This window comes from Romboutsia weinsteinii, assembly GCF_002250835.2.
Lineage (GTDB): Bacteria > Bacillota > Clostridia > Peptostreptococcales > Peptostreptococcaceae > Romboutsia_A > Romboutsia_A weinsteinii.
In genome coordinates, this window is record NZ_NOJY02000031.1 from 1 (window position 1) to 22,977 (window position 22,977).

The window sequence follows — 22,977 nt, forward strand, 5'->3', positions numbered from 1 at the left end:
CCTTGAATTATTAGTATCTGACAAATCCAAAATATTACCATAGCTAGTATAATGGTGTCCTAATTCCTCAGCTAAAACACATATTTTCTCATTTGTTGTAGACAATCTTTCCTTGTTAATCGCTATCTTATTGTTGTAATATAATCCGTCTGAACTTGATTTTAGAACAACTTCCCTAACCATTATCCCATCATCATAAGCCTCTTGATGTAGCTTTTCATATGTGTTCAATTTGTATCCCCCCTTTGTATATGACTATTCCCAGTTTTTCATATCTTCAATATCCTCATTAATCTTACTCAACTCATTAGGTTGTGATGTGAAATCATTGTGTGCAGCTATAGTTTCAACTTGATGAGAACTATATCTAGGCACTAGAGTAAGTTCCATAATCCTTTGTATTGCTTCATCTTTGCCGTTTTCATTTAATTTATTAAAATGCTTTAGAAGCTTTTGTTCTTTAAGATTTACTGGATAAAAAGAGGATGCACCCTCAGCATCATTTTTCAATCCTATAAGCTCTGCTGGATCTAAATCTAGAGCTTGTGCAAATTCTTTTAATTTTTCTACATCTAGACTTTTGATGTGCCCATCTTCATATCTCTTTACTGTAGTTTCGTGCAAGTTTACTTTTTTTCCTAGTTCAGCACGAGATAATTTGTGCTTTTTTCGAGTATTAAAAATCCTCAAACCTACTTCTGCATTAAAATCCATTATATTACCTCCAAACGTTTGGTTTAGTATCATAAGTATCAACTTATTTTTATTTACCTGTAAATTTAAGTGATGCACATTGCACATCAGCTAAAAACTAGCTAAAACATAGTTGAAGATGTAAACCTTCTATATTTTAATAGTACATTAAGTTTTTATAGTATGCAAGATAATTAAAAAAGTTATACAAAAAACTTGCATAATGTTATTGACAAGGTTTTTTTAGGTGTGCTATATTTATATCAACAACAACTTGCTCAACATGCAAGAGGATGTGAAGAGGGGTGGATATAATGAAAAAATTGATATTTTTTTAAGTTGGAACTTGCGTAATATGCAAGAGATGAATTTGCTAAGGGGGAAGGATAATGAGATTTAAAGATTATACAAGAAAAGAGTTTTTAGAAAAATATGGACATAATTGTCCAATTAAATTTGATTTACCTGTATTTCCAATATGTAGGGAAGGTGAGGATGAGAAAGAGTGCAGGATGTGTTTAGAAAATTCACTTAAGTATGTTGAATTTAAGCCATCAATAAATGATTTTGTAGAATACAATGCTACAGCTATAGATGAGCTAAGAATAGTTGAGTATCAAGTAAAAATGCTATCATCTCTAAGGGACAAGCTTAAGGGAGATTTATTGAGTCAGATGGAGATATATGGGGTTGATAAATTTGAAGATGACAACGTGGATATAATATATGTAAAGGGTTGTATGGGGACTAGATTTGACAGTAGTAGGTTTAAAAAAGACTTTCCAGGTACTTACAAAGAGTACAGTGATCCTGTAATAATAGGAGCAAATATTAATTTTAAGCTGAAGTAATTATGAAATTTAAATTATATACAAAATATAAAGGGGGATTTAATTATGGAAATATGGAAGCAATTTGACAAGGTAGTAGATGTAGATGGTTTAAAGAAAGATGTAGATGAGGTAGCCAAAAACGGTGGAGATAGCTTCAAGGAAGTAGTAGAAGGGACTTACGAGGTAGAAGTAGAGAGGCTTGAATTAAAGGCGAGTAAGAAAAATGACCCAATGCTAAGCTGCTGGATGAAGATAGGGGATGGGGAATATAAAAACTCTTTTGTTTTTTACAATCAAGCATTGACTACGGGATTTGGAATACATAATGCCAATGAATTTTTAAGAACATTACACTCTGGAATAGATGTTAAGTTTGAAGATTTTAAACAGTATAATGATTTACTTTTAGATATATATAAAGCTATTGATGGTAAGTTAAAATACGCCTTAGAATATGGAAAGAATAAAAATGGATACAATACTTGTAAGATATCGGATGTGTTTGAAGAATAAAGGTAGAAATCTATAAAGTTATAAACTATATATAAATCTATAAAGTTACAAACTATATGCAAATCTAGGAAGTTATAAAACAAATAACTTCCTAGTGGGAAGGGGGCATAATAATGTTATTTTATGACTTTGAGGTATTTAAACATGACTGGTTAGTAGTTATCAAAGATACTGACACTAAAACCACTACGACCATAGTAAACAATAGTGATAAACTAAAAAAATATTACGAAGACCACAAAGAAGAAATCTGGGCAGGGTACAACTCAAGAGGTTACGATCAGTACATACTAAAAGCAATCTTATGTGATTTTAACCCAAAGGAGGTAAATGACTTTATAATAGTCAAAAGGAAAGGCGGATGGAGGTACTCAAAAATTTTTAGTCAGATAAAACTATACAACTATGACGTAATGGTAAACAGATTCATTTCTCTTAAAAAGCTAGAAGGATTTATGGGAAATGATATAAGAGAGACTACTGTTTCATTTGACATAGACAGAAAGCTTACAGATAAAGAGCTTGAAGAAGTTGTATTTTACTGTGAACACGACGTAGGGCAAACTATGAAGGTATTTTTAAATCAAATAGAAGAGTTTAATGCACATATAGAATTAATAAAAAACTTCAATTTACCTCTTAGGTGTATAAACAAAACAAAATCTCAGCTAAGTGCCATAATACTTGAAGCTACAGAAATAAAACATGAAGATGAGTTTGAATATGAGATAGTAGACACAATAAAGCTAAGTAAATACAAGCATATCATAGATTGGTACAAAGACCCACTAAACAAAGACTACAACAAAAGGATAAATATAAAAGTGGCCAATATAAATCATACTTTTGCCTGGGGAGGACTTCATGGAGCAAGAAATACCTACGTTGATGAAGGTATATTTGTAAACTCTGATATTTGTAGTTTTTATCCCTCTTTGATGTTAGAGTATAATTTTCAATCTAGAAATATTAGGGATAAAAATAAATATAAAGAAGTATACGACACTAGAATGAAGTTGAAAAATGAAGGGAAAAAGAAAGAACAGCAAATATTTAAGATAGTGCTTAACAGCACATATGGAGCTATGAAAGACAAGCTGAGTCTATTATTTGACCCAAGGCAAGCCAATAACGTATGTGTTAACGGTCAATTGATGTTACTGGATTTAATCGAAAAGTTAGAAGATGACTTTGAATTAATACAAAGCAATACTGATGGTGTTATTTTTAAGTTAAATTCAAAAGATGATTTATATTTATATAAACAAATATGTGATGAGTGGTGTAGGCGAACAAGGATGACTTTGGATCACGATATTATTAAAAAGATAGTGCAAAAGGACGTAAATAATTATCTGCTAGTAATGGAAAATGGAGATATAAAGTCAAAGGGAGCTTATGTAAAAGAGTTAAATCAGTTAGACAATGATTTACCAATAGTTAATAAGGCACTTAAGGATTATTTTATAGAAAATGTCCCAGTAGAATATACTATAAATAACTGTAGTAACCTTAAAGAATTTCAAAAAATAGTAAAAATAAGTGGTAAATATAAATATGGATTACATGGTGATAAAAAGCTATCAGAGAGAGTAATAAGAGTCTTTGCATCAAGGTCAAAATTGGATATGGGTGTATATAAGGTAAAAGCATCAAATGCTGAAATAGGTAAGAAGCCAGAGCTTTTAAATAGGGTTGAAAAGATAGGCAATACTTCAAAGAGATGTTTTATTGAAAATGGAGATATAAACAATGTAAATACTCCACTTAAGCTTGATAGGAAGTATTATATTGAGGTTGCAAATAAAAGAATAAGAGATTTTATAGGACTATAGCATAAATGCTATAGCCCTGATAAATTTAATTATTAATATTTTTTACAAGGATTTTTGCAGATCCATTTTATACAGCAACCACATTTACAACATCTCTTACAGCATTCACAGTTTTCAAAGCACTTGCAACGGTCATGCTCAGGTTTTTTATTGCAATCGCACTCATTGTGCTCAGGTCTGTTATGTTCAGGTTTTTTATTGCAGTCCCAATCGCAATCACAATCATTGTGACTAGGTCTATTGCACTTACAGCTACACTTGCAACTACATTTACAATCGCAATCATTGTGCTCAGGTTTTTTATGATTACATTTACAATCATTGTCATTGTAGCTAGGTCTACCATAATCCATATAATCATTGTTCATATAATCGTTATTCATATAATCATTTTCCATATAGTCATTATTACAGTTACAATTGTTCATATATTTATCCTCGTTATTATAGTTATACATAAAAAAATCACTCCTTTAATTATTTAGTACAGTTTAGATTTATCAGAGAAGTTAAATAAAAGCTGTACAAGATAATATATGGTGCAAGGTGTCGAAATGACACTAAAAAAAGTGAAATAATGAAAAAAAGATAGAATTTTTATATATTAAGAAATTCTATATAAATTAGTGGAGAAAATAATCTCCACGTAAAATTAAAAAGGGGGGATTTAGTTGTTTAAAGGATATATACCAACTAAAGGAAAGAAGCCAACTGAGGCATACAAAAATAGGAGTGAGTTTTATAATATATCAGATGTTGAAAATTTAAATAGTTATGGGGCAGTACTTAAAAATAATATTATACAGATAGATATTGATGACAAAGAACAGTCAGATATTGTGTTTAAAATAGTAAAGGAGCAAAATATCAAGTGCAATGTAGTAGAAACCTCAAGGGGCAAGCATTTTTACTTTTTAAACAGAAATATAGACAGGAGAAAGCAGGGATATTGGGTAGCTATAGGGGTAAAAGTAGATGTTGGACTAGGCTCTCAAAATGCAGTAATACCTATAAAAATAGATGGTAAAGAGCGTAATTGGCTACAAAAATGTGATGAGATTGACTACTTACCTTCTTGGTTAGCACCACTAGATAAAACTTGTATTGATTTTTTAAATATGGAAGAGGGAGATGGGAGAAATCAAACTTTGTATAACTATATTTTAAGACTTCAGTCAGCAGGTTTTTCTAAAGAAGAGATAAAGGAAACTATAAAGATAATAAACAAATACATCTTAAAAGAACCTCTAAGTGACAATGAAATAGATACAATTTTAAGGGATGAGGCATTTTTTAAAGAATCTTTTTATATAGACAAGAAGCTTCAATATGAAAAGTTAACAAAATATTTAATAGAAAATGAAAACATAGTAAAAATCAATAATCAATTAAATATTTATAAAGATGGTTATTACTCAGGTAATTTGTTGGATATAGAAAAAGTAATGTTAAAGTATATTAAAAACTCCACAAAAACACCAAGAAATGAAATATTAAAGTATTTAGAACTAATTTGTGATAATAAAGCTTTATCTGATACTAGGCATATAGTATTTAATAATGGTGTATTTGATTTAGAAAGCAAAGAGCTACTTGAGCACTCTCCTAAATACATTATAAAAAATAAAATCATGTACGATTATAATCCATCTGCTTACCATGAATTACTTGATAAGACAATAGACAAAATATGTTGTAATGACAAGGATTTACGCTTAGTAATAGAAGAGATGATAGGATATACTTTACTTAGACGTAATGAGATAGGAAAGAGCTTTATACTGACAGGTAACGGGTCAAATGGTAAATCAACATTACTGCATCTTATAAATGAATTGCTTGGGGAGGCAAATATTAGTGCAGTGTCACTTAAGGAATTGTCAGATAGGTTTAAGACTTTTCAATTGGAAGGGAAATTAGCAAATATAGGAGACGATATAAGTAGTGAATATATTCAAGATGACAGTACTTTTAAAAAATTAGTAACTGGGGATAAAGTTAATGTTGAGAAAAAAGGAATAGATCCATATGATTTTAAAAATTACTCTAAGCTGATATTTAGTGCTAATGAGTTGCCACGTATTAATGACTTGAGTGTTGGCCTTAAGAGGCGTTTGGTTTTTATTCCATTCAATGCTGTATTTAGTAAAAAAGATGATGACTACGAGCCTTTTATAAAGGACAAGCTTACAAGTAAAGATGCCATGGAGTATTTGCTGAAAATTTCAATTGATGGGCTTTATAGGATACTTAATAAGAAAAGTATTACTAATTGTAAGGCTTGTAATGAAATCTGGTGTGAGTATGAGGAGATTAATAATCCGGTGACATTATTTACAAAAAATCATAAGATAGAAAATGAATCAGTAAATGATATTTATAGAAGGTATCAACTGTGGTGTGCGGAGTCAGGTCTTAAGTCGTTGTCAAAGATTATCTTTGGTAAGGAAGTGCGAAAACAAGGTTTTAGTAGTAATAAAATGATAAGAATAAATGGGAATGTAACTAAAATTTATACTGTAAATTAAGTGTTTTCAATAGTTTTTTTGGAGGGAAACTAGATATAACTAAAGTTTTTAAATTTTTTTTACATCTTTAAACCTAGTAATAGCAAGTGTTATGGATGTTTTGTAACTAAAAAACTAAAGGAAATTTCCTTATAGGGTAAAATAAAAATAAAATAAAAAAAATAATTCGATTAATATAAAGAAATTATATATTATAGATATAGTTTTCTTGTGGTTTTAATATAGTTGAAGTATTGAAATTTCATAGTTTTTTAGTGTAATCAAAATTATTTAAAAGTAGCTGTATCTTTGGTTACAAAATGGGGGGAACAATGTTTTTTATAATATGGGTACTATTAGGAATGTTCTTTATTGGGGAAGGAATTTACTGTATTAAATCTAAAAAAGAAGTCGCTTTTGGATTTTGGACAAATGGAAAAAAACCTCAAATAGAAGAGAAAAATATAAAAGCTTACAACAAAGCCTTGGGCAAACTATGGTGTTCATTTGGTTTTTTCCTTATATTATTAGGAACACCATTCTTAGGAGAAGGACAAAATTCTCCGCTTTTTATAATTTCAACGATAGGTCTTATTGTAGGAGTGATTATGCTTATAGCTATTTATACAATAAAAATTGAAGGAAAATATAAAAAGAAATAAGAATATATTTTGAAAAATACTAAATATTCAGAATGTTATTAAGAGGACAATCATAGTATTTAGTAAAAGATAAAATACTAGACAGTATTTTATCTAAAAAGGAGGATACTATGTTAGAAAAAAGAGGAGTACTAGATCTAAGTAACAAAGTAGCTGTAGTTACAGGAGCAGCATCAGGAATAGGACTAGCTACATCACAACTACTATCGGAATATGGTGCAAAAGTAATGCTACTAGATATAAATGAAGATGGAGAAAAAGAGGCTCAAAAGATTGTAGAAGAAGGAAGAGAAGCCAAATTCTTTAAATGTAATGTAACTTCACATGATAATTGTAAGGAAGTTATATCTCAAATAGAAAAAGACTATGGAAGAATAGATATATTGTTTAATAATGCTGGTGTAACTGTAAGAAAAACAGTGGTAGAGCTAGAAGAAAAAGAATGGGACTTTGTAATAGGTGTAGGGCTTAAAGGAACATACTTACTATCTAAATTTGCAATACCAGTGATGGCTAAAAATGGTGGTGGAAGCATAATAAACACAGGTTCAGGATGGGGTCTAAAAGGTGGAGATAAGGCAGCAGCTTACTGTGCTATGAAAGGTGGAATAGTAAACCTAACTCGTGCAATGGCAATAGATCATGGAAAAGATAATATAAGAGTAAACACTGTAAACCCAGGAGACACTGCTACAAACATGCTACAAGAAGAAGGAAATCAATTAGGATTTGAAAGGGACGAGTTCTTCAAAGATTCTGCAGTTGGTAGACCTCTTGAAAGAATAGGATTACCAGAAGATATAGCAAAAACAGTACTTTACCTATCAAGTGACCTATCATCTTGGGTAACAGGAGCAGCAATAGTAGTTGATGGTGGGGGAATAGCATAAGAATTATTAATTCTTTAAATATATAATAGGGGGTAATAAAATGTCTATAAAAGGCTTAAATTCACATCCATATATTCCAAACTCAGTAAAAGAAGTACAAGATGAAATGCTAAAAGAAATAGGACTAAGTTCTTTAGAAGAGTTACATAGTGAAGTACCAGAAGAAATAAAATTAAAAAGAGAAATGAACATACCAAAAGCAATCCATTCTGAATACGCTCTAAAAAATCATATAGAAAAATTATTAAAGAAAAATGTTACTTGTGAAGATAATTTAAACTTCTTAGGATATGGATGCTATCAACATTATATACCAGCTGTATGTGATGAAGTAAATACAAGATCAGAATTTCTAACAGCTTATGGTGGAGAACCATACAATGATTTTGGAAGATTTCAAAGTTTATTTGAATATGAAAGCTTAGTTGGAGAATTAGTAGATATGGATGTAGTAAGTGTTCCTACTTTTGATTTATCTCAAGCTGCTTCAACTGCAGTAAGAATGGCATCAAGAATAAATGAAAGAAAAGAAGCACTAGTTCCAAGAACTATACATAAAGAAAGATTTTTAGTTATGAAAAATTACTGTGATCCAGATATAAGCTTTACATTTGTAGACTATGATGAAGAAACAGGATTACTAGATTTAGAAGACTTAAAATCTAAAATTAATGAAAACGTTTGTGCGATTTACATAGAAAATCCTACTGCCCTAGGTTTTATAGAAACTCAAGGACAAGAAATATCAGATATAGCTCATAACGTGGGAGCTATAAGTATAGTAGGAGTTGATCCAATATCACTAGGTGTAATTACTCCACCTAGCCAATATGGTGCAGATATAGTAGTAGGAGATTTACAAGTTTTAGGTAATCATATGAACTTTGGTGGTGGTCAATCAGGATTTATATCTACAAGAGATGAAGAAAAATTTGTTATGGAATATCCATCTAGACTATTTGGTATAGCACCAACTGATGTAGAAGGTGAGTATGGATTTGGAGATGTCGCATATGATAGAACATCTTTTGGTCATCTAAGAGAAAAAGGTAAAGAGTTTGTTGGAACTCAATCAGCACTACTTGGAATAACTGCAGGTGTATATTTGTCACTTATGGGGCCTAAAGGAATGTATGAAGTTGGACAAAGTATAATGCAAAATTGCCAATATGCAGCTAAAAAACTAAGTGAAATTAAAGGAGTTAATATAAGATTTAAGTCTCCTTTCTTTAAAGAATTTGTACTTGATTTTAATGAAACTAATAAGACAGTAAACGAAATAAACAATGAATTATTGAAAAGAAATATATTTGCTGGAAAAAATCTAAGTGAAGATTACAAAGAGTTAGGTCAATCAGCATTATATTGTGTAACAGAAATACACACAAAAGAAATGATAGATACGTTAGTTGAAGAGTTAAAAGATATATTAAATTAAAATGAGCAAAGCAAATTTTTTAAAAAGAAAGTAAAAAGAAAGGATGATAATATGAATACTATAGATAGAAGTAGTAAAGTTAGAAACTTTCATCAAGCGAAATGGGATGAGCCGATAATATTTGAATTATCTAAAGAGGGAGAAAGAGGCGTAATACCTCCATACGCAGAAGATGAAGTTGTTGAAAGTATAGGGGATGGAATCAGTGTTCTTCCACAAAGCCTTAGAAGAAAAAATATAGATCTACCAGAAATAGCTCAACATAGAGTATTAAGACACTACTTAAGACTTTCACAACAAACACTAGGAGCAGATCTAAACGTAGAAATAGGTCAAGGAACTTGTACTGTAAAATACAGTCCTAAAATAAATGAAAAATTAGCAAGAATGCCTCAAATGAGCGAACTTCACCCACATCAAGATGAAAGAAGTGTTCAAGGAATACTTGAAATAATGAGTAAAACAGAAGAATATATGAAAGAAATATCTGGTATGGATAGATTCACATTCCAGCCAAGTGGTGGAAGTCAGGCTATAATGACTATGGCATCTTTAGTTAGAGCATATCATGATAAAAATGGAGACTCAGATATAAAAGATGAAATAATAACTACAATATACTCGCATCCATCAGATGCAGCAGCTCCAGCAGTAAAAGGATATAAAATAATAAAAATATTCCCAGATGAAAATGGATACCCAGACTTTGAGGCATTCAAAGAGGCAGTATCTGAAAGAACAGCTGCATTTATAGTGGCAAACCCTGAAGATACAGGAGTATTCAACCCAAGAGTAAAAGAATTTACAGATTTAGTTCACAGTGTTGGTGGACTTTGTTGTTATGACCAAGCAAATGCAAATGGACTTTTAGGTGTTACTAGAGCTAAGGAAGCTGGATTTGATATGTGTTTCTTTAACATACATAAGACATTCTCAGCTCCTCATGGATGTGGAGGTCCAGCAACAGGTGCAGTAGGAGTAGTTGAAAAGGTATCTAAATTCCTACCTTGCCCACTAGTAGATTACAACAAAGAGGAGGACAAATACTTCTTAAACTACAACTTAGAGGACAGTATAGGAAGAGTTAGAATGTTTAGTGGAGTACCTCAAGTTGTACTAAAAGCATATGCTTGGATGAGAAGCTTAGGTCCAGATGGATTATATGAAGTTGCAAAAATTGCAGTACTAAATAATAACTATCTATACAATAAACTAATGCAGCATAAATCAGTAGACGCTCCATACATAAGAGGAAAACAAAGAATAGAGCAAGTAAGATATACTCTTGAAAAACTAAAAGATGATACAGGTGTTTCAACAGCAGATGTACAAAGAAGAATGATGGACTTTGGAATGCACTACTGGACTAGTCATCATCCATACTACGTAGAAGAGCCAGTAACACTAGAGCCTACAGAAACTCCATCTAAGGAAGATATAGATGAGTATATAAATACACTTACTTATGTACTTGATGAAGCGTATGAAGATTCAAGTATAGCAATAAATGCGCCATATAGAAGTAGTATTCACAAGGTTGATGAATCAGAGCTTGATGATAGTGATAAATGGGCTATAACTTGGAGAGCATACAAGAAGAAAAATACTCTTGTAAAAGCTTAATCAGTAAAAATAAATAAATCTATTATTATAGGCACATTATGAATATAAAAATCTTTCATAGATGTGTCTATAATTTTATACAAAAGAGAGGGAGATTTTTTTGATAGAGATTGGTCTTATAGTAAATCCTATAGCTGGAATGGGTGGAAGTGTAGGTCTTAAAGGAACAGATGGAGAAGACGTATTAAATAAAGCTATCAGTTTAGGGTCAAAACCTAAAGCAAATATAAAAGCAAAAAGAGCTTTGGAGGAACTTTTTTCTCTAAAAAAAGAAATAAAGATCCTAACATGCTCTGAAGATATGGGCGAAAATGAAGCTAGAGAATTAGGGTATAATGTAGAAGTAATATTTAATAAAAACAAAGGTAAAACAAGTAGTGAAGACACAATATCTGCATGTAAACTAATGATAGACAGAAATATAAAAATATTATTATTTGTTGGTGGAGATGGCACAGCAAGAGATATTTATAAAGGTGTAGGTGATAGTTTAGTTACAATTGGAATACCAGCAGGTGTAAAAATTCACTCACCAGTATATGCCATAAATCCTAAAATAGGTGGAGAAACTACCCTAAAATACATAAAGGGTAATATAAAAGGTTTTTCTAAAAAAGAAGTGGTAGATATTGATGAAGCAGAGTATAGGCTAGGAAAAGTAAACACTAAACTTTATGGATATTTAAATGTGCCAAATGAAAAAAGGTCAATGCAAAATAAAAAAGCTCCAACTCCTTTAAGTGAAGAAGCATCACAAAGGGCTATAGGATTATATATAACAGATTATATGAAAGAAGATGTAGTATACATAATAGGACCAGGAACGACAACAAGAGCTGTACTGGATACTTTAAATCTAGAAAGTACACTGCTTGGAGTTGATATAATAAAAAATAAAAGAATATTAAGGTTAGATGCTAACGAAAATGATATATTACAAATTGCAAAAGACAACAATTGTAAGTTAGTAATAACACCTACAGGAGGGCAAGGATACTTATTAGGAAGAGGAAATCAACAAATAAGTGCAAATGTAATAAGAGAAGTCGGACGAGATAATATAATCGTAGTATCAACCTTATATAAATTACAAAGTTTAAAATTTCAACCTCTATATGTAGATACATTTAGTGAAGAAGTAGATAATTTACTAAATGGATACATGAAAATAGTAGTAGGATATAAGGATGAAATAGTTTATCCGGTTAGAAAGTAGCTATTAAAAAAACTCCTATTAATAAAATAATAAGGAGGATTATTTATGGAAGGGAACTATGGAATATTGGCATTAGTACCAGCTATTATTGCTATTGCAATGTGCTTTAAGACAAAGATGGTTATACCGTCATTGTTTGCTGGTGTATTTGCATCAGGACTTATAATAAATAAAGGAAATATTTTCTCAGCTACATCTTTTTCTCTTGATACAATTGTAAATCAGTTATGCGACCCAGGAAATGCAAAACTTATAATGTTTACAATGTTTATGGGAGTAGGAATATCTTTTATATGGAAAATGGGTGGAAGTAGAGCACTTTCTATATGGGCAAGAAAGAAAATAAAAAGTAGAAGAACAGTTGGAATAGGTGCATGGATTTTAGGTATGTGTATAAGTATAAATGACTGTTTAATAGCTGCAATCGATGGTAACGTATTTAGAGATATAGCAAAGGAAGAAAGAATATCTTCTGAGAAATTCTCTTATATACTAGACTCTACAGCAGCTCCTTCAGCTTCACTTTTCATATCAGATTGGATAGCTTTTCAAATAGGTATGATAAGTCAAGGGTTAGCTGCTGCAGGAATTGCAGTAAGCCCTATGAAAGCATACATAAGCAGTATACCTTATAATATGTATGCTATATTTACTTTAGTATTTGTTGGGATGATTGTAATAACAGGTCTTGACTATGGTCCAATGTTAAAAGCAGAGAGAAGAGCTATGAAAACTGGGAAGTTTTGTAGTGATGAAGCCCAACCAATGCTAGATGTTAGTAGCGAGCTTGGAGAGCCAAAGGATGTCAAACCAAGACTTGCTACATTCATAATTCCGTTTATAGCAATGATAATTACTACAATATTTGGGTTTATATATACAGGTAGAGCAGGAGTAGGCTTTATGGGAATTCTAGAAAATGCAGATGCAGTAACAGCTCTTTTGTGGGGTTCATTTGCAATGGCTATAAGTGGTGTTACTCTTGCGCTTGTATATAAAATTATGGACTTTAAAGAAACTATGGATACTTTTATGGATGGATTAAAACTAATGGTACTAACAGCTGCAATTCTACTTATGGCATGGTCACTTGGAGAAGTAACAAAGCAAATGGGTCTTGCAGGCTTTTTAGTTGGGGCATTAGGTGATGCAGTTCCAGCATGGATTCTTCCTATAGTAATATTCTTACTTGGAATGATAGTATCATTTGCAACAGGAACATCATGGGGAACTATGGCTATAATTACACCTATAGCTATACCATTAGTTTATCAAGTTACAGGTGATGCTACATTTGCAATGGCAGTTCCAGGAATGGCCCTATCTGGTGCAATATTTGGAGATCACTGCTCTCCAATATCTGATACTACAGTTATGGCATCAATATTTGCAGGTGCCGACCATATAGATCATGTAAGAACTCAAATACCATATGGTCTTACAGTATCAAGTGTGGTTTTTATAATATTATTATTAATAGGTATATTTAGATTAAAACCATATGTATTTTTACCTCTTGGGATACTAATGTTATTTGTTATTGTTTATATCATGAATAAAATTAATTCTAGAAATTTAAAAGATGATGATCTAGTAGTTGATAAAGAATAAAATGTAAAGGGGGGCGTTGCAAAATGATTAAAGTTAATCATGAGCGACAGCCCTTTTGTTTCTTGAGCAATAAAGATAGAGAGTATTAAATAAATATACACTCCCTAAATATGTTAAAATATAAGTTTTTTCATAGTATCATTCCAGAGTATATCACTTATACACCACTTATTATCTATTTTAGTTGTAGTAACAATAACTTCTGTTGATTTATACGGTCCCATAGAAGTTGCCCAATTGAAATTGATAGTAGATTTGTATTTAGAAGAATTTATTTTTTCTAAATTTACAACATTATAACTTTATACCCATGGACTTGAGTAGCCAGTTACCCAAGAAGAAAGGCGTTGAGATTTAGATAGCTCTTCTTTAAATTTATATTTCATGTCATCACATAAAACATAATATTGTAAATATCCATTTCTTGTTTGTATACCTTTTGACCATATATTTACAGCATCATCTGGTGTAGTAGCTCCTAATTCCCTCAATGCATCCTTAAGCATATCAATAGTTCCCTCAAGTGTTTCAATTTTATACTTAAGCTGAATATTTTCATCTTTTAAATCATTATTTGAAATATATTCAGCACTACAAATTAGATTTCTATTGGGGTGTTGGATATAACTAAATAATAACATTGTAGTTGTAGTTATTATTAAAAATGAATAAATAAATTTATTTTTAAACATGTTATACATTCTCCAATTGACTTAAAATTTCAAACTGTATATATATTTATTCCAAGTAAATTTAATTATTATACACATCTAAAAAAGTGTATACTAAAACAGATTTTATTATGAAGAATATTATTAGAAAAAGGATTTAACAGTAATTTTATCGTTTAGTATATCTATTTTGATATAACTTTTTAGTGTTCAAGAAAACATCTATTTTAGTGAACACTACATAAAAATACTGATTAAATTTTCTGATATACTTATGTTAGATTTCAGATAAGAATTTAGGGGGATTTTATGTATAATAATTTATGTTTACATGTACCATTATTAAAAGAACTTGATTATAGACAATGTATTTTAGCCCAACCTGAAACTATGTCTTATAATAAAGGTTATGAACTTGGGCTTGAAAATTATAATAATGACAATGGTTGCATTTATTTTGAAGAAAAATATTGGAATGAGTGGTATGATAAGTGGGTCAATGGTCAACCTGATAAATACTATGCATACTTCAAAGATAAGATATCAGGAGAATTTGTTGGGGATATAAGTTTTAGGTATGAAGAAAGTAAAGATGCTCATTGTATTGGAATAGTTATTGAAGATAAACATAGAGGAAATGGATATAGTACAAAAGGATTAATACTACTTGCAGAAAAGGCATTTAATGATTTAGGAGTAGATAAGTTAAGAAATGATATACCTATCGAAAGAATATATGCAATAAAGGGTCACAAGAAAGCAGGATTTAAAGAGATTTGTATTAAAGATGGTCAATGCATACTAGTTTTATCAAAAGAAGACTTTAGCAAATAAACATAATTATAAAAATCTATAAAATAGAAATTGAGAGAGCGATACATATTAAAAGTATTGTTCCTTTAGTGTTCAATAAAGCATTTGTTTTAGTGGAGACTTAGTTTTAAAAATTCTGTTATACTTAAATGGATATTCAAAATAAAAAGATTAGAGATAAAGGGGGGGGATAATAAATGAACCAAGAGTGTCTAATAGAAAAAGAAATGTATCAACAAGCAATTGATTTTATTCCAAAGAGATACCCTACAGGATGGGGAGGTGTTGCTATAATACACTCTGAAGATGGTCAATATTTTACTAGTGTTCCAATTGATACGGCTAATAGTAGTGTGATTTTATGTATAGAAGTAGGAGCAATGTGTGAAGCACATAAGTATAATGTTAGAGTAACTCATTGTTTATGTGTTGTAAGAGATGATGAAAATAGTCCATTTAAAGTACTTTCACCATGTGGTATATGCCAAGAAAGGTTAAGATTTTGGGGAACTGATGTTAAGGTAGGGGTTACTACTTTAGATAATAGTTTGAAGTTTGTAACATTGAATGAATTGCAACCATATCATTGGACAGATGCTTACCCAGCCGAAGAGTTAGAGCATTTTAGTAAATAATAAAGTGATATAATTAAATTAACGATTAATATTTAAGAATAATTAATTTTAATGGAGGAATGTAGTATGTCAAAGAAAAATGATGATGATAGATTTGATGTTATCTATGAAAACGTTGGTTGGCATCATACTAATAAAATAATAGTTGATAAGCAGACAGGCGTTCAATACTTCTATAGTGGAACTTCAAATGGAGGTGGAATTACACCTTTACTTGATAAGGAAGGAAAAGTTGTTATTAATTTAGGTAGCGTAGAAGTAAAATAATATTATTATCTTATTTAAATGTTCAATAAAACAGATGTTATTATATACTTTTATTAGAGATAACTTTTATTACTCTGTTAATAGTTATCTCTAATAAAAGTTATTTAAGAAATAAAAGTAATGTTTTTTTTGGACACTAAAAGATATATTTTATTTACCATTTATTTAGGAACACATTTATTTAGGAACAAAAAAATCAGAATTTAAGATTTGATAGATTCTGATTTTCAATAATTAACTTATAACTTTTTCTATATGTAGTATTTATAATTCTAAGCTTATTTAATATTTTAATTAGAAATATTCTTCGTAATACAATGAATGCCTCCTCCTAAAATATTAAGAGCTGTTGTATTTATAGTAATTACCTTTCTATCAGGAAAAATAGTTTCTAAAACCTTTTTGGCTTGTTCATCTTTTCTCTTTATTGATAATGGTAGTCCTTCTTTCCAATAACTTTGACCTAATACAACACCATTTACAATAAGGAAATTACAGTAACTAAGAGCTGGTTGCATTTTAATTTTTCCAGTTGGGAATTGAGAACCATCTTTTAATGTATCTCCAACTAGTCCTATAGACTTTTGATGATTCCAAAGGTAGCACCAAGTATCATGTAAGATATCTCCAGGTTCTGCTGTTACATATATTGGATCTGGACAAGGCATACGTAATATTTTAAATGGATTTCCATTAATATCTGTAGCATTTTTTAAAATTTCATATGCTTTATCTAATCTTTCTTTTGTAATTTTAGCAGAGTTTAATTGTTCTGCTTCTTCATCACTTATCTCCGCAAGTAAGATAGTATCTTCACTTATGAATCTACACATTTCATCAATATGACCATTTGCTGATGCAGAACGATACACATTTTCTCCATCTACTACATCTAATACTCCATCAAATCTATTTTCATCATCAAAAGTAGGTTGTGGAATCCAGATTACCTTTTCAACATTAAATAGTTGTTTAAATTCATCTTCAACCTGTTGCTTAGAATATAGTGGATTACGCTTTGTTACCTCAGTATCTTCAATAGTCATAAGCACTCCTCTACCATTAAATTCTTTATCACCACCCTCCGAAATAAGGTTAGAATTTATAATATCAAAACAACCAAGTTCAATTGCTTGATGTGGTGCTATTTTAGCAGCAGCAATTGAGATTTCATGAGTCTCTTCTTCTTCTTGATAAGTATTGAATTTAAAGTTTATAAGGCGCATATTCCCATTGTCATCTGTAAGAATATCTGGGCCATAGTCACGAGACCAATTAAGGCTATCTTCAAATTGTGTAAAATGAATTTTACTTATATCTACACCTGCATCTACTAATGTTTCTTTACAATTTGTAATACTTCCTTCTATACCACAGTTTACAAAAACTTCAACTTCATCAATAAGGCTCTTTATGACTTGTACAAAAACATCGTGAACGTTATATCCCTTTGCTGAATATTTTTCCCCACACCAACAAATCATAACTGCTTTCTGTGGCTCAAATTCTCCAGCATATCTAAATTTTTTTTCATTTATATTGTTCATTTCTTTATCTCCTCTTGTATACTTTAGTATGCTCTTAATTGAGTTTTTAACTTATATTGTTTATAATAAGGTATAGTGTTACACTATATGCAAGAGGAGAATTTAAAAAATTATTTTAAGAACTCTAGTAAAAAAGCCCTTAAAATCCATTTATTTGGACCCCAAGGGCTTTAACTTTATTTTAAATGCCTAATTATATCCTAAACTACAATTTAAGAACTAACTCAAAGTTTGGCTAGTAATTTAAATAATTTTTAGATATGCTATAGAACAATTAAATATGCTCACCAAATCATATGTTTTAGTGGACATTTAAGATATATAACAGATAAGCATATATTACAAGGGGGATAACATGATATTAGAGAAATCATTTGGAGAAAAAATTAATGGTGTGCAGTATAAGGATAGAGTAGGTGCATATGCAATTTTAGTAGCAGATGATAAAGATAGAAAACTGCTGTGACAGTATGTATTTAGAACATCAAGCATGGGCTGTTCATCAAGCTTTTATGATGTTAGGTTACAATAATTTAAAAAAATAGAAGATATAAAGAGTAGTTTGAATAATAAAAAGGGGGAGAATTAGTATGTGTAAATTTCCAAATGATTTGCCTAAAATAACAATAACTGAAGTAAGCAAGTATGGAGAGGTTGAATACAGGCAAGGATTAGCTAGTTTTATGGAACCTAAACTTGGAGCAAAAGTCAGCTATGCAGAATACGAAGTTATGAAAAACAAAGGGTTGATAGTTGTAAATCAATCTTATATTAGGGGAAAGGCAAAAATACATGGATTAGAATGCTTTGAAAATGTAAGTAGTTACGGCAATGCTATGGATGATAAAAAGTATGAAGTAATTTCATTTGATAGGGTTGAAGAAAATCATATAAGACCATTAGCATATATAGAAGAGTATCCAGATGGACATCGGGATTTTTATACATTTAAAGATGAACACTTTATGGAGCATTGGGCGCAAGGAGAGAATAATGTTGGGATGGAGATTAACTTAAGGAGCAGAGGTATAATAACATGCAATGAAGAAAATTTGATAACTTCATCGGATAAATATGGTGTGTATGACATAGTTGGGGAATATAAAGTACAAATAAATGGAAAAGAGTTTGATACAGTTAGATTGGTTTTAATGTGCGCAGAGAATCAAATAAGTGATTTTTATATAGGAAAAGATGGTAAAGAGGTTATGCATAGATTCTTTATGCCTGATGATGGTTTTTGGGGTGAGATGAAAGATAATACTTATAGCACACAATTTCCAAATGCAGATACAATTAAAATAAATAATAAGAGGAAGTGTGTATGTGTCAAATATGTAATTCCAGAGTATGTTATTTAGATAATGTATTTTATAAATTTAAATTAATTAGAAAATTAGTATTAGAGAATACACAGGGGGTACTGTATGAACCATAAGGGAACGAAAAGAATAGAGACTAAAAATTTAATTTTGAGAAAGCTTGAAATGTCAGATGCAGAGGCAGTGTACAAAAACTGGGGAAGTGATGAAGAAGTTACGAAGTTTCTAACTTGGAAACCAATGGAAAGTATTGAAGACTCAAAATACATTATACAAATGTGGGTTGATGAATATGAAAGAAAAGATTTTTACCAATGGGCAATTGTATTAAAATCAAATCAAGATGAGCCTATAGGAACTATTAGCATTGTTCGCCAAGATGAAGAAATAGGAATGGTTCATGTGGGGTACTGTATAGGAAAAAAATGGTGGAATCAAGGAATTACCTCAGAAGCACTAGATGCTTTAATTAAATTCTTTATAAATGAAGTAAAAGCAAATCGTATTGAATCAAGGCATGACCCTCTCAATCCAGGCTCAGGAAAAGTAATGATGAAATGCAACATGAAATATGAAGGTACAATGAGACAAGCAGATATAAATAATCAAGGAATTTGTGATTATGCTATGTATGCTTTATTAGCAAAAGATTATAAAGGGGATTAGTAACATGATTAATTGCAAAAACTTGATAATAAGACCAGTGGAATTAGGGGATGAAGAGTATTTATATAAATGGTGGAATGATGGAGAGCTAATGGAACATGCTACTCATGTATTTGGAACTTTACAGAGTAGGGAATCAATAAGAAATAATATTTTTAAAGAGATTGAAAATACAGTTATGTTTTCTACTGATAAAAGATTCATTATTTGTAAAAAAGATGGATTTATTCCAATAGGAGAAATTAATTATAGCAACTGGGATAGTAGGAATCAGAAGGCTGAATTAGGTATAAAGATTTGCAATATCAAGGAACAAGGTAAGGGTTATGGAGTAGATGCTTTATATCATTTTGTAGATTTTATGTTTAGGTTTTTAAATCTAAATAAAATAGAACTGACTACTATGATAGATAATAAAAGAGCTCAACAGTTATATGAAAAATTAGGATTTAAAAAGATTGGAATTATTAGAGAGGCTTATTTTGATAGCAGATCTGGACGATTTTCTGATGTAGTGTATATGGATTTATTAAAAAAAGATTGGGATGCTTTAAAAGATAAGATAGATCAACTAAAATAACAATTATTGTTATTAATAAAGGGGGGAGTAGATTTGGTGGAGATAGGATGTTTAGCAAGATTTTTTAACCGATATAAAGATGAAGTTGAATTTGCTACAAAGAATAATTTTGACTTTATGCAATTATGGTATGACAATAGGGGGCTTTGTCTGCATAAAGAGGATGAGGATTTTATAAGTACAATAAAGCAGTATAAATTTCCGACAATAATACATGCTGTTTTAAATATAAATGAATTTGAAGAACATATACCAAAATTATTAGATATACTGAAAGAATTAGAACAAAAAGAGATTATAATTCATCCTATATGTGAAAATGAAGTTATAAATGAAAATACCTTAGATAAATTAGATAGAAGTGTTAAATTTGCCCTATACACATATAGAGTGCATGGTATAACTGTGTTTTTAGAGAATAATAGTAAGTTAGACCCAATATTTACAGATACACATGAAATAAAAAAGATATTTAGTCAAAATGAAGAGCTAGAATTTATATTAGACATAGCTCACATTGATAATATGAATCATATACGAGATATGGTAAGTTGTAAAAAACCAAAGATATTACATATAGCAGATAAACATTTTAATGTTGTTCATGAACATTTAGCTATTGGGCATGGAGAAATAGACTTTGAATATATCTTTAATAATATATTGAGTAATTATGAAGGTAAAATAATATTAGAAATAGCCAATGATGATTTAGATATTGTTAATTCTAAAAGAATTATTGAGCATATTATTAATAAAAAATAAGGCTATGTTATCCCTCTTAGTGGTAAATATAGCATAAAAATAACCACACCTTAGTATTTCCAATATATTGGATTCAAGGGTGTGGTTATTTCTATAATTTACTATAAATTGCTAAAATCCCCATTCATCAATTTCCCAACCACTATTTTTATCATCTCTAATTAAAATCCAATTATAATTAGTATAAGTTTCTCCTGGATTTAAAACAGGATTATCACCTGAATCATCTACCTCAAAGTCAGATACTAAAGCTATAACATTTTCAGCTTTGACTTTATTCTCAGCTCCATTTCCAAATTCTAAATAATTTTTAATAGCAGTATTAGATATTTCCTCATTATAAGATATTTTAGTTAAGGTACTAGCTTCAAAATCAAAGTTTCTTTTTAAGCACTCTACAGCCTTATTTATCTCTTCTTCACTAAATTTAGTAGATTCTCCAATATCAATCTTAATATTAGTAGATTCATCATTTCGATTACAACCAACTAATGAAAATATAAGTAAAATCATACTTAAGTATATAGCTATTCTTTTCATAAGTAATCCCCCTTTATTTACTAAAAATATTGTACCATTATTTCGTATTATATAACAATTGCGAACTTTGATTATATTATACATAATATTCAATTATTTTCCAATTACAAAGTAGTTTCATTAATTTGAAATACAATTGCTTGTTTTTAAGTTAATTCAATGAATCTATTTCTAATAGTAGTTATAATTACTTATGCAAGTTATTATATTGCAAATAAGTGAGAGTAATAGTAGCAAAACTATTACTCTATTTTGTTGTTTCAAAAAATCTGTTTTATTGTAAATATATTGTGATGAAGTTTATGTTACAATTAAATTAACGTATATTTGCAAGGAGGGGGGAGAATGGATAATATATATTTTGTATTGATTATTTTATTAGGAGTACTAATACTTGTACCATTTTTAGGAAGATATTTATTAAAAAGAAAGTTAAATCCAAACAAAGAATATCTTAATGAAATAAAAGGAATTAAGAAAATTAAAAGATTAAGAATTATTGATTCAATATCTATATTTATACTACTGATTATTCCATATTCTAATAAGAGACTAGTATTATTAATAATAATATTAACTATAACTGAAGTAATTCGTAATAAATATACGTTGAACTATCTAGATACTAAAGATGAAAATACTGATACACGAAAATATATATTATATGATTTTGGATTTCAAATGATTGTAATAATAGTAATAATTATAATAAATTATTATTTTTTAACTTAAAAATATAGGTGATTTTTCCTATTAGTTTTGAATAATGAAATTATGACTAAATTTAATGAAGCGGGAGATTTATAATGATTAACAATTTAGTAGTGACTTTATTGGGTTCGGTAGTGTTTTATATTATTTATAATAGAGTATATAAAATAAAAAAACTTAATGAGTACACAGAAGAAGCAGTAGCTAATGGTATATATGATGAAAAATATAAAATGTTATATAGTAAGCACTTAAATGCACAATGTATTTCAGTTACATTAACAGTTATAATTTATGGAGTGCTAAGTATGTTTATTTATGAAGTAGCTATGATATTAGCTATTGTATCTGGTGCAGTTATAAGCCTTATTTTAACTAAATATTATCCTAAACCTTAATAAAACAAACGGTTTCACTAAATTTAGAAATTGTATGCTTAAAATAGGAATCTGTTAATGGGAGATTTATGATATGATTAGCTAAAAAAGATGATTTAAATGAAATTATAGAATTACTTAATGAGGTAACTATAAGTTTACATAAATAATTAACGGGAGTATATATATGATTTTTACGGTATAGACATCAATTTTGAAAATAAACAAACAGGGGTTAGCACTTTATATGATGATATTGAAA

Annotated in this window: 24 protein-coding genes and 1 pseudogene; 19 read left to right on the forward strand and 6 right to left on the reverse strand. The window is 29.7% G+C overall.

Going from position 1 to position 22,977, the window contains the following annotated elements:
- Both CHL78_RS14170 and CHL78_RS14175 read right to left on the reverse strand, forming a co-directional pair.
- Positions 1-231, reverse strand: a pseudogene (locus tag CHL78_RS14170) (hypothetical protein); the annotation flags it as partial.
- Positions 232-255: 24 nt separating this feature from the next.
- Positions 256-714: a helix-turn-helix domain-containing protein gene (locus tag CHL78_RS14175; protein ID WP_158540705.1), complete on the reverse strand. Its 459-nt coding sequence runs from the start codon at positions 712-714 to the stop codon at positions 256-258.
- A gap of 368 nt (positions 715-1,082) precedes the next feature.
- Here CHL78_RS14175 and CHL78_RS14180 point away from each other — a divergent pair, with 368 nt between their 5' ends.
- From CHL78_RS14180 to CHL78_RS14190, 3 genes are all read left to right on the forward strand, one after another.
- Positions 1,083-1,544 carry a hypothetical protein gene (locus CHL78_RS14180; RefSeq protein ID WP_094367149.1) on the forward strand — a complete coding sequence of 154 codons (462 nt, stop codon included), beginning with the start codon at positions 1,083-1,085 and terminating at the stop codon, positions 1,542-1,544.
- 45 nt (positions 1,545-1,589) lie between these two features.
- On the forward strand, positions 1,590-2,039 hold the full coding sequence (locus CHL78_RS14185) for a DUF669 domain-containing protein (protein ID WP_243446449.1): 450 nt from the start codon (positions 1,590-1,592) through the stop codon (positions 2,037-2,039).
- Positions 2,040-2,152: 113 nt separating this feature from the next.
- Positions 2,153-3,874 carry a DNA polymerase domain-containing protein gene (locus CHL78_RS14190; RefSeq protein WP_094367147.1) on the forward strand — a complete coding sequence of 574 codons (1,722 nt, stop codon included), beginning with the start codon at positions 2,153-2,155 and terminating at the stop codon, positions 3,872-3,874.
- Between the two features lie 32 nt (positions 3,875-3,906).
- Here the strand turns inward: CHL78_RS14190 and CHL78_RS14195 are convergent, their stop codons facing one another.
- Positions 3,907-4,332, reverse strand: a complete 426-nt coding sequence (locus CHL78_RS14195) for a hypothetical protein (RefSeq protein ID WP_158540706.1) — start codon at positions 4,330-4,332, stop codon at positions 3,907-3,909.
- Between the two features lie 213 nt (positions 4,333-4,545).
- Between CHL78_RS14195 and CHL78_RS14200 the strand changes: the two genes are divergently transcribed.
- The 7 genes from CHL78_RS14200 to CHL78_RS14230 all read left to right on the forward strand — a co-directional run bounded on the left by CHL78_RS14200 (position 4,546) and on the right by CHL78_RS14230 (position 13,821).
- Positions 4,546-6,402, forward strand: coding sequence for a DNA primase family protein (locus CHL78_RS14200; protein ID WP_094367145.1), 1,857 nt, complete (start codon positions 4,546-4,548; stop codon positions 6,400-6,402).
- Between the two features lie 311 nt (positions 6,403-6,713).
- Complete coding sequence (locus CHL78_RS14205) at positions 6,714-7,043, forward strand: hypothetical protein (RefSeq protein WP_094367144.1); 330 nt, start codon at positions 6,714-6,716, stop codon at positions 7,041-7,043.
- A gap of 110 nt (positions 7,044-7,153) precedes the next feature.
- Positions 7,154-7,933, forward strand: a complete 780-nt coding sequence (locus CHL78_RS14210) for an SDR family NAD(P)-dependent oxidoreductase (RefSeq protein WP_094367143.1) — start codon at positions 7,154-7,156, stop codon at positions 7,931-7,933.
- Positions 7,934-7,973: 40 nt separating this feature from the next.
- Positions 7,974-9,371: an aminomethyl-transferring glycine dehydrogenase subunit GcvPA gene (gene gcvPA, locus CHL78_RS14215; protein ID WP_199534062.1), complete on the forward strand. Its 1,398-nt coding sequence runs from the start codon at positions 7,974-7,976 to the stop codon at positions 9,369-9,371.
- A 51-nt stretch (positions 9,372-9,422) separates the two neighbouring features.
- A complete protein-coding gene (gcvPB, locus tag CHL78_RS14220) occupies positions 9,423-10,994 on the forward strand; it encodes an aminomethyl-transferring glycine dehydrogenase subunit GcvPB (RefSeq protein ID WP_094367142.1) in 1,572 nt (523 codons plus the stop codon).
- 100 nt (positions 10,995-11,094) lie between these two features.
- On the forward strand, positions 11,095-12,210 hold the full coding sequence (locus CHL78_RS14225) for an ATP-NAD kinase family protein (RefSeq protein ID WP_094367141.1): 1,116 nt from the start codon (positions 11,095-11,097) through the stop codon (positions 12,208-12,210).
- 45 nt (positions 12,211-12,255) lie between these two features.
- The gene (locus CHL78_RS14230) at positions 12,256-13,821 is read left to right on the forward strand and encodes a Na+/H+ antiporter NhaC family protein (protein WP_094367140.1); all 1,566 of its coding nucleotides are present in this window, start codon (positions 12,256-12,258) and stop codon (positions 13,819-13,821) included.
- A 302-nt stretch (positions 13,822-14,123) separates the two neighbouring features.
- Here the strand turns inward: CHL78_RS14230 and CHL78_RS14235 are convergent, their stop codons facing one another.
- Positions 14,124-14,513, reverse strand: a complete 390-nt coding sequence (locus CHL78_RS14235; protein WP_094367139.1) for a hypothetical protein — start codon at positions 14,511-14,513, stop codon at positions 14,124-14,126.
- Between the two features lie 288 nt (positions 14,514-14,801).
- Between CHL78_RS14235 and CHL78_RS14240 the strand changes: the two genes are divergently transcribed.
- The 3 genes from CHL78_RS14240 to CHL78_RS14250 all read left to right on the forward strand — a co-directional run bounded on the left by CHL78_RS14240 (position 14,802) and on the right by CHL78_RS14250 (position 16,207).
- The gene (locus tag CHL78_RS14240; protein ID WP_094367138.1) at positions 14,802-15,326 is read left to right on the forward strand and encodes a GNAT family N-acetyltransferase; all 525 of its coding nucleotides are present in this window, start codon (positions 14,802-14,804) and stop codon (positions 15,324-15,326) included.
- Between the two features lie 176 nt (positions 15,327-15,502).
- Positions 15,503-15,940 (forward strand): cytidine deaminase, encoded by a 438-nt coding sequence (locus CHL78_RS14245; protein WP_094367137.1) that lies wholly within the window; start codon positions 15,503-15,505, stop codon positions 15,938-15,940.
- Between the two features lie 66 nt (positions 15,941-16,006).
- Positions 16,007-16,207 carry a DUF6440 family protein gene (locus CHL78_RS14250; RefSeq protein WP_094367136.1) on the forward strand — a complete coding sequence of 67 codons (201 nt, stop codon included), beginning with the start codon at positions 16,007-16,009 and terminating at the stop codon, positions 16,205-16,207.
- A gap of 290 nt (positions 16,208-16,497) precedes the next feature.
- On the opposite strand, the gene CHL78_RS14255 is transcribed toward CHL78_RS14250, so the two are convergent.
- Entirely contained in the window at positions 16,498-17,754 is a 1,257-nt protein-coding gene (locus CHL78_RS14255) for an agmatine deiminase family protein (protein ID WP_094367135.1), read from the reverse strand.
- A gap of 590 nt (positions 17,755-18,344) precedes the next feature.
- On the opposite strand from CHL78_RS14255, the gene CHL78_RS14260 reads away from it, so the two are divergent.
- The 4 genes from CHL78_RS14260 (at position 18,345) to CHL78_RS14275 (ending at position 21,087) form a co-directional block, all read left to right on the forward strand.
- Positions 18,345-19,115, forward strand: a complete 771-nt coding sequence (locus tag CHL78_RS14260) for a hypothetical protein (RefSeq protein ID WP_094367134.1) — start codon at positions 18,345-18,347, stop codon at positions 19,113-19,115.
- 66 nt (positions 19,116-19,181) lie between these two features.
- Positions 19,182-19,742 carry a GNAT family N-acetyltransferase gene (locus tag CHL78_RS14265; RefSeq protein ID WP_094367133.1) on the forward strand — a complete coding sequence of 187 codons (561 nt, stop codon included), beginning with the start codon at positions 19,182-19,184 and terminating at the stop codon, positions 19,740-19,742.
- 4 nt (positions 19,743-19,746) lie between these two features.
- Positions 19,747-20,322 carry a GNAT family N-acetyltransferase gene (locus CHL78_RS14270; protein ID WP_094367132.1) on the forward strand — a complete coding sequence of 192 codons (576 nt, stop codon included), beginning with the start codon at positions 19,747-19,749 and terminating at the stop codon, positions 20,320-20,322.
- A 36-nt stretch (positions 20,323-20,358) separates the two neighbouring features.
- On the forward strand, positions 20,359-21,087 hold the full coding sequence (locus CHL78_RS14275; protein WP_243446452.1) for a TIM barrel protein: 729 nt from the start codon (positions 20,359-20,361) through the stop codon (positions 21,085-21,087).
- Between the two features lie 111 nt (positions 21,088-21,198).
- Here the strand turns inward: CHL78_RS14275 and CHL78_RS14280 are convergent, their stop codons facing one another.
- Positions 21,199-21,627, reverse strand: coding sequence for a DUF4829 domain-containing protein (locus tag CHL78_RS14280; RefSeq protein WP_094367130.1), 429 nt, complete (start codon positions 21,625-21,627; stop codon positions 21,199-21,201).
- Between the two features lie 345 nt (positions 21,628-21,972).
- Between CHL78_RS14280 and CHL78_RS14285 the strand changes: the two genes are divergently transcribed.
- Both CHL78_RS14285 and CHL78_RS14290 read left to right on the forward strand, forming a co-directional pair.
- Positions 21,973-22,359, forward strand: coding sequence for a hypothetical protein (locus tag CHL78_RS14285; protein WP_094367129.1), 387 nt, complete (start codon positions 21,973-21,975; stop codon positions 22,357-22,359).
- A gap of 74 nt (positions 22,360-22,433) precedes the next feature.
- Entirely contained in the window at positions 22,434-22,736 is a 303-nt protein-coding gene (locus CHL78_RS14290) for a hypothetical protein (protein WP_094367128.1), read from the forward strand.
- Positions 22,737-22,977: the final 241 nt, after the last annotated feature.

What these genes read in the sequence shown, in the direction of transcription:
- CHL78_RS14175 (WP_158540705.1), bottom strand. Translation starts at nt 714, where the DNA reads ATGGATTTTAATGCAGAAGTAGGTTTGAGGATTTTTAATACTCGAAAA.
- CHL78_RS14180 (WP_094367149.1), top strand. Translation starts at nt 1,083, where the DNA reads ATGAGATTTAAAGATTATACAAGAAAAGAGTTTTTAGAAAAATATGGA.
- CHL78_RS14185 (WP_243446449.1), top strand. Translation starts at nt 1,590, where the DNA reads ATGGAAATATGGAAGCAATTTGACAAGGTAGTAGATGTAGATGGTTTA.
- CHL78_RS14190 (WP_094367147.1), top strand. Translation starts at nt 2,153, where the DNA reads ATGTTATTTTATGACTTTGAGGTATTTAAACATGACTGGTTAGTAGTT.
- CHL78_RS14195 (WP_158540706.1), bottom strand. Translation starts at nt 4,332, where the DNA reads ATGTATAACTATAATAACGAGGATAAATATATGAACAATTGTAACTGT.
- CHL78_RS14205 (WP_094367144.1), top strand. Translation starts at nt 6,714, where the DNA reads ATGTTTTTTATAATATGGGTACTATTAGGAATGTTCTTTATTGGGGAA.
- CHL78_RS14210 (WP_094367143.1), top strand. Translation starts at nt 7,154, where the DNA reads ATGTTAGAAAAAAGAGGAGTACTAGATCTAAGTAACAAAGTAGCTGTA.
- gcvPA (WP_199534062.1), top strand. Translation starts at nt 7,974, where the DNA reads ATGTCTATAAAAGGCTTAAATTCACATCCATATATTCCAAACTCAGTA.
- gcvPB (WP_094367142.1), top strand. Translation starts at nt 9,423, where the DNA reads ATGAATACTATAGATAGAAGTAGTAAAGTTAGAAACTTTCATCAAGCG.
- CHL78_RS14230 (WP_094367140.1), top strand. Translation starts at nt 12,256, where the DNA reads ATGGAAGGGAACTATGGAATATTGGCATTAGTACCAGCTATTATTGCT.
- CHL78_RS14235 (WP_094367139.1), bottom strand. Translation starts at nt 14,513, where the DNA reads ATGTTTAAAAATAAATTTATTTATTCATTTTTAATAATAACTACAACT.
- CHL78_RS14240 (WP_094367138.1), top strand. Translation starts at nt 14,802, where the DNA reads ATGTATAATAATTTATGTTTACATGTACCATTATTAAAAGAACTTGAT.
- CHL78_RS14245 (WP_094367137.1), top strand. Translation starts at nt 15,503, where the DNA reads ATGAACCAAGAGTGTCTAATAGAAAAAGAAATGTATCAACAAGCAATT.
- CHL78_RS14250 (WP_094367136.1), top strand. Translation starts at nt 16,007, where the DNA reads ATGTCAAAGAAAAATGATGATGATAGATTTGATGTTATCTATGAAAAC.
- CHL78_RS14255 (WP_094367135.1), bottom strand. Translation starts at nt 17,754, where the DNA reads ATGAACAATATAAATGAAAAAAAATTTAGATATGCTGGAGAATTTGAG.
- CHL78_RS14260 (WP_094367134.1), top strand. Translation starts at nt 18,345, where the DNA reads ATGTGTAAATTTCCAAATGATTTGCCTAAAATAACAATAACTGAAGTA.
- CHL78_RS14265 (WP_094367133.1), top strand. Translation starts at nt 19,182, where the DNA reads ATGAACCATAAGGGAACGAAAAGAATAGAGACTAAAAATTTAATTTTG.
- CHL78_RS14270 (WP_094367132.1), top strand. Translation starts at nt 19,747, where the DNA reads ATGATTAATTGCAAAAACTTGATAATAAGACCAGTGGAATTAGGGGAT.
- CHL78_RS14280 (WP_094367130.1), bottom strand. Translation starts at nt 21,627, where the DNA reads ATGAAAAGAATAGCTATATACTTAAGTATGATTTTACTTATATTTTCA.
- CHL78_RS14285 (WP_094367129.1), top strand. Translation starts at nt 21,973, where the DNA reads ATGGATAATATATATTTTGTATTGATTATTTTATTAGGAGTACTAATA.
- CHL78_RS14290 (WP_094367128.1), top strand. Translation starts at nt 22,434, where the DNA reads ATGATTAACAATTTAGTAGTGACTTTATTGGGTTCGGTAGTGTTTTAT.